14 protein-coding genes are annotated in these 11,496 nt (G+C 66.0%); 7 read left to right on the top strand and 7 right to left on the bottom strand.

Going from position 1 to position 11,496, the window contains the following annotated elements; all coding sequences use genetic code 11:
- Position 1: 1 nt before the first annotated feature.
- Both NCS02_RS07625 and NCS02_RS07620 read right to left on the bottom strand, forming a co-directional pair.
- Positions 2–2,305 (bottom strand): two-partner secretion domain-containing protein, encoded by a 2,304-nt coding sequence (locus tag NCS02_RS07625; RefSeq protein WP_250518203.1) that lies wholly within the window; start codon positions 2,303–2,305, stop codon positions 2–4.
- Positions 2,306–2,471: 166 nt separating this feature from the next.
- Positions 2,472–3,389, bottom strand: a complete 918-nt coding sequence (locus NCS02_RS07620; protein ID WP_008349593.1) for a LysR family transcriptional regulator — start codon at positions 3,387–3,389, stop codon at positions 2,472–2,474.
- A gap of 235 nt (positions 3,390–3,624) precedes the next feature.
- Between NCS02_RS07620 and NCS02_RS07615 the strand changes: the two genes are divergently transcribed.
- From NCS02_RS07615 to NCS02_RS07605, 3 genes are all read left to right on the top strand, one after another.
- On the top strand, positions 3,625–3,975 hold the full coding sequence (locus tag NCS02_RS07615) for a hypothetical protein (protein WP_250518202.1): 351 nt from the start codon (positions 3,625–3,627) through the stop codon (positions 3,973–3,975).
- 30 nt (positions 3,976–4,005) lie between these two features.
- Positions 4,006–4,257: a hypothetical protein gene (locus NCS02_RS07610; RefSeq protein ID WP_250522965.1), complete on the top strand. Its 252-nt coding sequence runs from the start codon at positions 4,006–4,008 to the stop codon at positions 4,255–4,257.
- A 68-nt stretch (positions 4,258–4,325) separates the two neighbouring features.
- Positions 4,326–4,859 carry a cupin domain-containing protein gene (locus NCS02_RS07605; RefSeq protein WP_250518201.1) on the top strand — a complete coding sequence of 178 codons (534 nt, stop codon included), beginning with the start codon at positions 4,326–4,328 and terminating at the stop codon, positions 4,857–4,859.
- A gap of 4 nt (positions 4,860–4,863) precedes the next feature.
- Here NCS02_RS07605 and NCS02_RS07600 read toward each other — a convergent pair whose 3' ends face one another.
- The gene (locus NCS02_RS07600; RefSeq protein ID WP_175983158.1) at positions 4,864–5,811 is read right to left on the bottom strand and encodes a DMT family transporter; all 948 of its coding nucleotides are present in this window, start codon (positions 5,809–5,811) and stop codon (positions 4,864–4,866) included.
- Positions 5,812–6,134: 323 nt separating this feature from the next.
- Between NCS02_RS07600 and NCS02_RS07595 the strand changes: the two genes are divergently transcribed.
- A complete protein-coding gene (locus tag NCS02_RS07595; RefSeq protein ID WP_250434724.1) occupies positions 6,135–6,617 on the top strand; it encodes an ElaB/YgaM/YqjD family protein in 483 nt (160 codons plus the stop codon).
- A 68-nt stretch (positions 6,618–6,685) separates the two neighbouring features.
- Positions 6,686–7,141 carry a response regulator gene (locus NCS02_RS07590; protein ID WP_008349604.1) on the top strand — a complete coding sequence of 152 codons (456 nt, stop codon included), beginning with the start codon at positions 6,686–6,688 and terminating at the stop codon, positions 7,139–7,141.
- 39 nt (positions 7,142–7,180) lie between these two features.
- Here NCS02_RS07590 and NCS02_RS07585 read toward each other — a convergent pair whose 3' ends face one another.
- From NCS02_RS07585 to NCS02_RS07575, 3 genes are all read right to left on the bottom strand, one after another.
- Entirely contained in the window at positions 7,181–7,456 is a 276-nt protein-coding gene (locus NCS02_RS07585) for a DUF1488 family protein (protein WP_008349606.1), read from the bottom strand.
- A gap of 203 nt (positions 7,457–7,659) precedes the next feature.
- A complete protein-coding gene (locus NCS02_RS07580) occupies positions 7,660–7,884 on the bottom strand; it encodes an FmdB family zinc ribbon protein (protein WP_250518200.1) in 225 nt (74 codons plus the stop codon).
- 84 nt (positions 7,885–7,968) lie between these two features.
- Positions 7,969–8,667, bottom strand: a complete 699-nt coding sequence (locus NCS02_RS07575; RefSeq protein WP_008349610.1) for a carbonic anhydrase — start codon at positions 8,665–8,667, stop codon at positions 7,969–7,971.
- Between the two features lie 244 nt (positions 8,668–8,911).
- Here NCS02_RS07575 and NCS02_RS07570 point away from each other — a divergent pair, with 244 nt between their 5' ends.
- Together NCS02_RS07570 and NCS02_RS07565 are read left to right on the top strand one after the other, a co-directional pair.
- Entirely contained in the window at positions 8,912–9,223 is a 312-nt protein-coding gene (locus NCS02_RS07570) for a TFIIB-type zinc ribbon-containing protein (RefSeq protein WP_008349612.1), read from the top strand.
- 61 nt (positions 9,224–9,284) lie between these two features.
- Positions 9,285–9,791 carry a CBS domain-containing protein gene (locus NCS02_RS07565; RefSeq protein ID WP_008349614.1) on the top strand — a complete coding sequence of 169 codons (507 nt, stop codon included), beginning with the start codon at positions 9,285–9,287 and terminating at the stop codon, positions 9,789–9,791.
- A gap of 4 nt (positions 9,792–9,795) precedes the next feature.
- Here NCS02_RS07565 and NCS02_RS07560 read toward each other — a convergent pair whose 3' ends face one another.
- Positions 9,796–11,181, bottom strand: a complete 1,386-nt coding sequence (locus NCS02_RS07560) for a glycosyltransferase family 9 protein (protein ID WP_250522964.1) — start codon at positions 11,179–11,181, stop codon at positions 9,796–9,798.
- Positions 11,182–11,496: the final 315 nt, after the last annotated feature.

Genomic DNA, 11,496 nt, shown 5'->3' with positions numbered 1-11,496 from the left:
CTCACATGCGGCATACGTGACCGGGCCATGCGTCGTCCGGCAGACGGCTGCCGTCGCTCGTCGAATCGGTGCGCTGCTGCACGAGCGGCGCGGACTCCGGCTGACGGCCCGGCGTCGCGTTGTAGAGCGGCGCGGGATTGGCCGCGTCGGTACGCACGGAATCGAGAATGCCGGGCAGCGCCGCGACGGTCGTGACGGGCGTTTCCGGTTCTTGCGGCATCACCGGCTGTACGGGGACGGACGGCGGCGCAGGCGGCGGCGTGCCCGCGATGCGCAGCGTGCCGCCTTGCGTCGTGATCGTGTACCCGGTCGGGCCGCCCGTCGCGGTGACCGTGATCGCGTACGTGCCGATCGCCGCGCCCGGCGTCGCGCCGGTGCTCGTCACCGTGAAGACGAACGGTTCGTGGTTCGCCGGGCTGTCGGCGAATGCGTTGCCGTAGTTCGCGCCGTTGTAGCGCAGCGCGATCGTCACGTCGTTCGGACCGAGCGTGCGCGGCGTCTCGAACGGCGCGTCGATGTTGATCGCCGTCAACGTGACCTGCTGCCGCGCATTGAACGCGAACCGGTTGCCCGATGCCGATGCCGCGCGCGCATCGGCGCCGCCGGTGTAGGCATCGCCCCAGAGCGCGAGATTGCCGCTTTGCAGTCCGCCGAAGGCGTCGGCCTCGGGTGCGTCGGAGTAGACGAGCCAGCGGCCGTTCGGCGCGGAAAGCGCGTTCGCTCCCGCGCGGTTCGCGAAGGTCGCCGCGGCGAGCGTGATCGCCGTGCCGCTCGCGCGGCTCGCAATGGGCGCGGCGAGCGTGAGCGCGGGCGCCGTGAGCGTGACCGCGCCGCTCGCCGAAACGCCCGACAAACCCGCGACGCGGCCGATCGTGAGCGGCGCGCTATCGGCGATGTCGACGGAACCGGCGTTCGCCGCCAGCGTGCCGATGCGATTGCCCGCGTTCGTCAGCCGGTACGCGCCCGCGCCGCCTTGCAGGGCGACATTGGCCGCCTGGATGGGCGCCTGTTGTGTCGCGGTGCCGGCGGTCGTCATCGCGAGCGTGCCGCGCGGCGCGCTGATCGACGCGTCGACGCGGATAGCGCTCTGCGCCGCGAGCGAAAGCGTGTTGACGCCGCTCCACGCGACCGGGCCGTCGATCAGCACGAGGCCGAACGGCGCAAAGCCCGCCGGCGACGCGGCGCTGATCGACACATTGGTCGATTCGAGCACGCGCGAAAGCGTCGCGCTCTGAATCGTGCCGAAGCGCTGTCCGAATGCATCGCCGCCGCCGACGAGCGCGGCGAAGTCGCTTGCAATGCGCCACGTTCCGGTTTGTCCCGATGCCGCCGCCGTCGTGACCTGCGCGTCCGGCGCGACGCGCACCTGCGTGCCCGCCGTTTCGATGGCGCCGCCGTTGCCGCCATCCGGCGCGGATGCGTCGAGCGTGCCGCCGGCCTGCACGACGCCTTTGTCCGCGACGAGGCGGATCACGCCGTTCTGGTTCACGGCGCTTCTCGCGCGGATGACGCCCGTGTTGTTCACGACATTGGCGAGGAGCGCGTCCTCGGCGCTCGCGACGAGCCAGGCCTGACCGCCATCGGCCTGAATCAGACCGTGATTGGCGGCGAGCGCACGCAACGCGCCGCGCTCCACCGACAAGCCGATCATGCTGTGATCGCCGAGCGTGACCGCGATGCGCTCGCCCGCCGCGAGCGCCGCGAAACCGCCGGGCGAGTCGATCGTGCCGGCGTTGATCGCGCGCGCGCCGATCAGCGCGACATAACCGCCGGGCGCGCTCGTGAGCGTGCCGAGATTGACGACCGCCGCACCGTCCTCGTGATGATGATGATGCCGATGCCAGCGCCCGTCGCCCGAAAAGGTGTAGTGGCCGCTCATGAAATCGCTTGTCGACAGATTGAGCGTCGATGCCAGCAATCCACCGACGTTCACCTGCGCGCCCGGCCCGAAGATCACGCCGTTCGGATTGACGATGAACACCTGGCCGTTCGCGTCGAGCTTGCCGAAGAAGGCCGTCGGGCGCGGTCCGACGACGCGGTTCAGCGCGATCGAATTCGCGCCCGGCTGATTGAACGTGACCGCTTCGCCAGGGCGCGTGCTGAACGAATTCCAGTCGATGGCGAGGCGGCCGCTATTCTGCTGAATGATCGTGCTGGCGCCCGCGCTCGTCACCGAGCCGGAACCGGCGACGACGCGCGCGCCGCTCGGTTCCGCGCGCGCGGACATGCACGCCATGACGATGAGCGTGGCGATGCAGAGCCATCGCGCGGGGAACGCGGTGCTCGCGCGCAGAGTCTTGTTCATGTCGGCCGACTCCTTTCTGTTGCGGCGCATCGTCGTGACGAGATGCAGGCGCACCATCAAGCAGTTTAGTGTTCCGAAGCATGCTTGCAACTACGCGTTTAGAGAACCTTCGCATACGCGCTCTTCTTCGCCATTCGTATTAGGAACGCGGCGTTTTATCCGACGATCACGCGGCCTGGCTCGCGAGCGTCTCTTCGACGAACTCGCGCAGGAACGTGACCCACGTGCGGATCTTCGCATCGAGATACTGGCGGGACGCGTACATCGCGTAGATGGTCATTGTCTGAAGTTCGCACTCGGGCAGCACGCGCACGAGCGCGCCGCTGTCGAGCCACGGCAGCGCGGCGAGCATCGGCAGCGGCGCGATGCCGAGACCGTTCGACAGCGCGACCGCGAGCGCATCGGCGGAATTGACGCGCAGGCGGCCCGGGTCGAGCTCCACTTCGACGTGGCCGCGCGGGCCTTCGAAGACCCATCGGTCGACGGGGAAAAACGTCGTCACGAGTTGCAGGCACGCGTGGTTCTTCAGATCGTCGATGCGCTGGGGCGTGCCCGCCCGTTTGAGATAGCCCGGCGACGCGCACAGCACGCTCGGCATCGAGCAGATTTTCGTGGAGACGAGCGCGGAGTCGGGCAGTGCGGACGTGGTGACTTGCAGGAAGACGTCGAAGCCTTCGTCGAGCATGTCGGGGATATGTTGCGAAAGCGTAAGCTCGACGCGCACCTGCGGATGCTGCTCGAGATAGCGCGTGAGCGCGGGCACCACGTAGTGCTGGCCGAAGGTGATCGGGGCATGCATGCGCAGCACGCCCGTCGGCGACACCTGGGCGTTGCTCGCCTCGGCCTCGGAGAGATCGACGAGTTCGAGCACTTCCTTGCAGCGCGTGAGATAACGGTTGCCGGCATCGGTGAGGGCGACGCGGCGCGTCGTGCGATTCAGAAGCCGCGTGCGCAGATGCGTTTCGAGTTCGGTGACCGCGCGCGAGGCCTGCGCCGTCGTGATGTCCATCTGCTGCGCCGCGACGGTGAAGCTGGCCGCTTCAGCCACGCGCGCAAAGATTCTCATGCTCCGCAACAAGTCCATCGTCCAGGCATCCGTTTGACGAAGCCGGAACTATCCCACGTCGGCGCAACAGCGCGCAACCTGCGCGGGCGAAGCGGCGTCGCATCGGCTTTTCGCACATTCGTTTCAGGATTCACATCTGTTACAGGCGTTGTAACGCAGCCCGCCCGCGGCGCGGCTACGATGGATTCATGGCTGCATATGAATCCAGGATCGCATCGCGGTCTGCTTGTCGGCCTTCTCAGACGAGGACGAAATGAACATCAAGGGCTTGGTCGGGTTCGGTATCGCGTTGTCGGCGGGACTCGCTTGCGAAGCCGCCGTGGCGGGCGTGAGCCTGGGCATCAATCTCGGGGTTCCGGTTGCGCCGGTTTATGCAGCGCCGGTGTACGTCGCGCCCGCGCCCGTCTATGCGCCGCCTCCGCCGCCCATGTACGCGCCGCCGCCTCCGCCCCTCGCCTATCAGCCCGCGCCGGTCATGGTTGCGCCCGCGCCGGCGATCGTCGTGGGTTGGCACGGCGACCGCTACTGGGATGGCTATCGCTACTGGGGACGCCGCGACTGGTACGCGCATCACGGCGGCTATTACGGCTATCGGCACTGGTAAGCCGGAAGCCGGCGGCAACGGGGCATCATCATGAAAAATTCAACTCGAACTCGAACCCGGTCGCGCCTCGCGCGCTCGCTGATCGTGCCCGTCGCGCTCGTGGCGGCGGCGGGGCTCGGCGGCTGCGTTTATGCGCCGCCTTATGGCTATGCGCCCGCGCCCGCTTATGGCTACGCGCCTGCCTATGGCTATGCGTATGGACCGGCCTACTACGCGGCGCCATCGGTGTCGCTCGGCATCGGCTTCTCGAGCGGCGGCGGCGGTCACTGGCACGGCCGCTGACGCGCGGTCCATTCCGACTGGAACGTGCGTTGCTGCGATTTCTCTGACTCTTTCGGAGAAAGCGCAACATGACCGAGCAAACTGCAAGCTTGCTGTCGCAACACGCCCGCTGCGAGCATTTCATGCTGCCGCCGAACGGCTGGGTGCCAAATAACACGCGGCTGCCCGTCCTGGTGTGGCGCGGCGCGATCGACCCGAAAGCCACCGATTGCGCCGAGCGCTTCGAATCGCTTTTCGCGCAGAACGGCTGGCCGCCGCAGTGGCGCGACAGTGTCTTCGACTATCACCATTTCCATTCGACCGCGCATGAGGCGCTCGGCGTCGCATCGGGCGACGCCGAACTGATTCTCGGCGGCCCGCATGGCCGCGTGATCGCGGTCAGCGCCGGCGACGCGCTCGTCCTGCCTGCCGGCACCGGCCATTGCCTGCTGACGGCCGGACGGCGCTTTCAGGTCGTCGGGGCTTATCCGCCGGGGCAGCAATGGGATATCCGCCGCGAAGCGATCAGCGAGCAGGAACGCATCGCGATGGAAGAACTGCCGTTCCCGCGCAGCGATCCCGTCGCCGGAGAGGACGGGCCGCTCGCGCGTCACTGGCATTAGCCGATCACGCTTTGCTTTCCTTCACGCATTGAGACCGGCGCGCGCCGACGAGCGGCACGCGCTTGATCACGCCCGTGGCGAGTGCCGTGCCGACCAGCACGATCGCGCAGGCGGCCGCCATGCCCATCGACACGCGCTCGGCGAGAAAGAGCGCGCCCCACAGAATCCCGAAGATCGGAATCAGGAACGTGACGGTGATCGCGCGTGCCGGCCCGGCGACCGCGATCAGATGGAAGAACATCATGTAGGCGAGGCCCGTGCACGCGACGCCCAGCCCGAGCACCGCGCCCCACGCGTGCAACGATACGGCGCCGGCCGGCCAGAAAAAGAGCGCGAAGGGCAGAAGCACGATCGTCGCCGCGCTCATCGTGCCGGCGGCGACCGTCAGCGAATCGACGCCCATCAGATGCTTTTTCGTGTAACTCGCGGCGACGCCGTAAGAAGCCGATGCGGCGAGCGCGGCGAGTGCGGCCAGCGCGGTCGCCATCGGGGAGGCGGCGGCGCTCGCGTCGTGCGCGAACATCTGATCCCAGACGAGCGCGAGCACGCCCGCGAAGCCGATCGCAAGTCCCGCCACGCGCATGCGCGTCAGCCGGTCGCTCAACCACAGATACGCGACGATCGCGCCCCAGAGCGGCGTCGTCGCGTTGATGACCGACGTGACGCCCGCCGACAGCGTCAGCTCGGCATACGCGAAGAGACAAAACGGCGCGGCGGAATTGAGGACGCCGACGACGAGGAGCGGCCACGCGCGTTCGCGCATCGTCGAGAAGGCTGGCCGCGCCTTGCCGCGCAGCGCGAGCATCAGAAGCAGAAACAGCGCGCCGATGCCCACGCGCAACGCCATCAGCGGCGCGACGCCGAGATCGGTCACGCCGACGCGGATGAACAGGAACGAGCCGCCCCAGAGCGCGGCGAGAACGAATAGTTGAGCGAGATTGACGGGATTCATGGCGGCTTGGCGATAGAAGTCGGGAGCGAAACCATCGTATCGGCGTGCGTCGTGCCGACGTTTCGGCGCGGCGTGAAACGAACGATGCGGCGCGATTCACCCGCTCGCCCAGCTCCCGGAATCCCGCATCGTAGGCGCGCGCCGATGCCGCCGCAAACGAGCATTTCTCACCGTTATGTGAGAAAAATTGCCAAGCGCCGCGCGGCTCGACCGACCGCCGACGCCGAGGTTGCTGGCAGGCCCGATCGGTGCGACTCTTGCATGATCGAAAGATGGACGATGGTTCTTGCAGCGCGATGGACGCAGTCAACGGGAGAGAAGCCATGGACAATGCAAACGGCAACGCATCCACGATTCAGTCGATGCAAAACGGCGACCGGGGCGATCCGGCCGATCCGCCGCTCTCGCGCCGCACGGTCGCGAGCGCGATGGACGCGGCGCTCGCGCCCGGCATGGCGCACGGACAGGCCGCGAGCGTGACGCCGCTCACGCCGGGCGAGGCGCACAAGCCCGCAAGGTATTCGCCGTATCACGTGCACGGCGATGTGCTCGAAGGCGGCGACAGTCCGACGGTGCTCGCGCAGCCCGCCGCGACGCACGCCGCAGGACAGGGCAGTCAGTACCATCCGTCGCGACCGATGCCGCGGCGCGCGCGCGACGTGCTGGCGGGCGCGCAGGACGTCATCGCGACGCAGTACAGGCAGGCTAAGGAGGGCACGGACGATTACGTGCACGACAATCCCTGGAAATCGATTGCGCTGGCGGCGGTCGGCGGGCTCATCGTCGGTCTGCTGGCCGCACGCTGAAGCGCGGCGGGCCTCAACCTTGCTGGGTTGCTGATATCGGCAGAGGCTTATCGCCGTGCCGGACCGACATGGAAGAACGATCGTACGACCTCTGCACCGACCGGTGCGAAATCTGGAATCCGCTGACGATGGCGCTCGCCAGTCCGCGGCGCGTCTTGATCGTGCATTCGGAATCGAACGTCGGCGATTCGTTCGCGCTGCTCCTCGCGATGCGCGGTTTCGAGGCCGTGCAGATCGGCGATGCGGCGGCCGCGTCGCAATTCATCCGCAACTGGCGGCCGCAGGTGTTGTTCGTGGATACGCTCATCGGCGACGCGCACGACCACGCGCCGGCGCGCACGCTGCGCGAAGCGCTGACCGTCGATCGGACGGAGGGCGAAGTGGAGTTGCTGATTGCGCTCGCCGCCGATGCCAAGCAGGATCCGCGCGATGCATTGCACGCCGCGGGCTACGACGGCTTTTGCAGAACGCCGTGCCCGGTCTGGTGGATGTTCGACGTATTGAAGTGTTTCTACGTCCACTGATGCGGGCGGTGCACTGCGCCGCCGCCCGCCGCTTGAGACCTAAACCGCTCGCGATGCCTTGAAATCGTTGGTTTCCAGTTCGACCGACTGGCCGCCGTTGCGCTCGAGCGCGCGCCGGGCGGCGTCTTCGATTTGCACGCGTCCGCCTTCGAACGCGGAGAGGAGATCGTGCGACGACGTCCCGCTATTGCCGAAGTGATCGTTGAGCGCATCGAGGGAAATGCTGCACCACACCTCGCGGCCGTCCACCTTCGCCTCGAACGCGACACGCGCTGCCGCCACGACATGACGGCGCCCGCTGAACTCTATCGTCATCCTTATCACCTCCTGTTTTTCGTTCGGAACACGGTTGAGCGCGATCATCGCGAGACTTGCAACGACGCGCTCGCGATGTCGATGCCTACGACTGCGTGCGGCCTTGCGCGCCGCGCACCGTCGTCTTGCATGATACGCCCGCGCTGCGCGGGGCGTACGGGAGGTGACTTTGCAATGACCGTGCCCGCGCGGTACAAAGCGCCCTATCCGCAGCAGAGGCAGCCGCCGCGATGCCTCATGCCGTAACTGCCGGCTTCTTCGGCGGCGCCGGCGGATGCGCTCGAACCGCCCACGCTCGGCGCGCCGATCGTCACGCGCGCAGCGGTCGCGCCGCATTGTGGACAGGCCGCGGGATCGTCGCGCTCGGCGATGCGGCGGACGGCTTCGAACGCGCCGCAATCCGCGCATTGGTAATCGTAGACAGGCATGACGTTTTCACTCGGAGAAAGAGGGCATCGATCACGGTAGCAAGCGCTATGCAACGCCTCGCCGCGAAGCCGGGCGTGCCGATGTCAACGCCCGTCCTTGCGCAACAGGCGCAGACGCGCTTCTTCGAGCGACTCGAACTTGCTGTCGGCCTCGTCGTAGATCGACACCTTGCCGCGCCCGATGTCGTACACCCAGCCCTGCACCTGCAGCTTGCCGAGCGCGAGCCGCCCCGCGACCGCCGGATGCGTGCGCAGATGCGTCAGTTGCAGGCGGATGTTCTCCTCGACCATCGCCTGGACGATGCGTTCTTCTTCCAGCTTGCGCGCCATCACGACGCTGCGCGCGGCTTCGGCGTTGCGCAGCCATGCGTGAACCGTCGGCATTTCATCGGCGATGGCCGCGCCTGACGCGAGACCTTTCATCGCGCCGCAATCCGAGTGGCCGCAAATCACGATCTGCCGGACGTTGAGCGCGAGCACCGCGAATTCCACCACCGCCGACACGCCGCCGAGCATCTCGCCATAAGCCGGCACGATGTTGCCGATGTTGCGGCACACGAAAAGCTCGCCGGGGCGCGTCTGCGTGATCATTTCCGGCGATACGCGCGAGTCCGCGCAGGTAATGAAGAGCGTATGCGGCGCCTGCTGGCGCGCGAGGCTCTTGAACAGCGCTTCGCTGTCGGGGAACACGAAACGGCTGAAGTCGTCGGCGCCTTGCAGCAGGTACAGCAGGTCGCCGGTTTCGGCGCCGTGGCGTTCTTCGCTCATCGATTTGTCGGACATGGTGTCGCCTTTGTTGTGCGGTTCCGACGCGCGTGCGTGCGCGTCACGTCAAGGCGAAAGCTTGCGGGGTTTTGAGATGGATCGCAAGTCGCTCCGATTCAAGACCTTCACGGGCGCACCAATTCGGTGCGAGGGCGTCATCCGGTTCGGTTTTCTCGAAGTGACGCGCTCAAAATCTCCTATTTTTCGACGCGTACCATTCCGCTAGATTGTTTTCATTGAAAGCAATCAGAAAGGAACCGACATGAAATGCCCGGTATGTCCCGCGACCGAACTACTGATGACCGTGCGCGAGGGCATCGAAATCGACTATTGCCCGCACTGTCGCGGCGTGTGGCTCGACCGCGGCGAGCTCGATCAGATCATCCGGCGCGCGGCGCAGGCGTCGCTCGCGGAGGCGCAAGCGTCCGGGCGCGACGAATGGGACGAGCGCGGACACGATCGCGAGCGCCGCACGCATCGGCAGGACGGTTACCACTACGGCGATTCGCGCGGCAAGCGCGAACATGCGCGGCGCAAAAAATCCTTTCTCGGCGATCTGTTCGACTTCGACTGATCGGCGAGCGTCACGCGCATCGGCAGTAATTCGGCGGCAAAAACAGCAAGGAGAACGGCAAATGTCAACGGTGAAGCAAGTCCTGAAGGCAAAGCGCGACACGACGGTTCACACCATCGACGCGGAAGCGAGCGTGTACGAAGCGATCGCGCTGATGTCGCGGGCGGAAGTGGGCGCGCTCGTCGTCGTGGTGGGCGACGCGGTGTGCGGCATCGTCACCGAACGCGACTATGCGCGCAAGGTGATCCTGCAGGACAAAGTCTCGCGGACGACCACCGTATGCGAGATCATGACCGCGCCGGTGATGTCGGTCAGCCTCGGAACGAGCGCCGACGAATGCATGACGCTAATGACGCGGCAGCGGATTCGCCATCTGCCGGTGATCGAGGGCGGCCGGCTCGTCGGGATGATTTCGATCGGCGATATGGTGCGGCATCTGATCGAAGAGCAGCAGTTCGCCATCGACCAGCTCGAAAGCTATGTGCGCGGCCCGCGCCACGATGCACCGACGTGCGCGCTCACGCGGCGTAGCGAGATTCCGCAGACACTCGCACTGCGTATCGTGTAGCGCGTCAGCGCGCTTGCGCCGTCAGAAGCGCCTGCAGGTTGCGCACGACATCGTTCCAGTCGCCGAGGCCGCGGGCGCGAACCAGGCGCATCGAGGCATACCAGGGCGTGACATGCGGATCGCGCTTGTAACGCCATTCCGCGACCTGATTGAGAAACAAGTAGCACGGCTTGCCGAGCGCCCCCGCGATGTGCGACAGCGCGCCATCATTGCCGACGAACGCATCGAGCCTGTCGATGATGCTCACGCTTTGCGTTAGCGTGACGTCGGAGGCGAGGGTGGTGAAGCGGTCGAGGTCGTTCGAACGCGGGGCGTTCAGCCAGCGCTTGCGCTCGAAGCCGCGCTGCATGACGACCCAGTGGATGTCGGGCGTGCTGTCGAAAAGCGGGACGAGATCAGGCAGGGCGAGGCTGCGGCTGGCGAAATTGTTCGCCGATTCGCACGACGACCAGAAAATGCCGACGCAGCGCCGGCCCTGCGCGCGCTGGCGGATCTCATCGACGATTGCATCGGCGGCGCAAGGATCGGCGGGCTCGATATAGCGTGCCGACGACGCATAACCAAGCACCGGGAAAAGCGCGGTAAAGAGCGCGAAAGGATCGGTCCACAGCGCGCCGTCCGTTGCGACGGCGAAGCCGGCCGCGCGCATGGCTTCGGCGTCTCGGGCGGATTCGGCGTCGGGCATCGCGAAGCGATAGTTCCGGTCCGAGCCGTCGGCGTAGGCGATCTGCACGCCCAGCGCCTGAAGCGCGCCGGCGTAGCGCACCCAGTTCACTTGATCGCCGTGGCCCGACGCGATCGACGTCATCGTCAGATGCGCCGGCAGGACCCGCTGTCCGCACCAGTAATGCTCGATATCGACATCGGGAAACAGCACGCGGCGCGCTTCGTGCGATGACCAATAGCGATGCAACAGTTCGACGCCGCTCGCGATGCCGTTCAGGCGCATCGCGCTGCGTCCCTGATGATGTCCGAGCACATAGGCGGAATGTTCGTCGACGTCTTGCGCGCTCAGTTCCAGAACCCGGTCGTCGCAGCCGAGATAATGCCAGCCGTAGACGCGCCACAGGAATGCGAAGATCGGTGCGACATCGGGCTTGCATCCCACGTACTCGATCATGCTGAGCGCGACTTCCTTCAATCCGAGATGCGCGCACGCGTCGCACAGGCTGTGAAGCTGGAAGCCGAAGGTGTTCGATCGGCGCGTGAGCTCGCAGCCGATATCGACGGCGCGCAGAAAATCGCCCCCTCGCAGATGCGCGAGCGCGCGCGCGTGCAGGTACTCCGAGGTGTGTCCGTCGGCGGCGAAGCGACCATCGAGAAAACGGAAACATGCCTCGATTTCGCCTGCATACAGGCTGGAATGGAACTGTTGGTAACTGTCGATCATGGGAGCTTGCCGAGTCAGGTGGCGGCATTATTGCGTGCGCCGAAGCGTCGGGCGCGCAGGCGGCAAGCCTTTTCACAAAAATTTCGGATTCTTGATTAATGCGTTGATAATCCGACAATTTTTGAAAAATAGCGGCGCGTCTCGTTCGATTATAGGTGGCGTGCCGGCGGGGAAACTCGCTCGAGTCGGTCCCGGCGCGATGACCGAAACACGACATTCCAATTCGGCGTAACATCAAATGTCAAAGCAAAATTGAAATGTCGTACCACCGGCTAAATACAGATGTCGTATCTATCCAAGGATTTTGCTCTCACG

It is taken from the genome of Caballeronia sp. NCF2 (assembly GCF_023631205.1).
Taxonomy (GTDB): Bacteria; Pseudomonadota; Gammaproteobacteria; order Burkholderiales; family Burkholderiaceae; genus Caballeronia; species Caballeronia zhejiangensis.
This window is presented reverse-complemented; position numbering and strand designations above follow the sequence as displayed.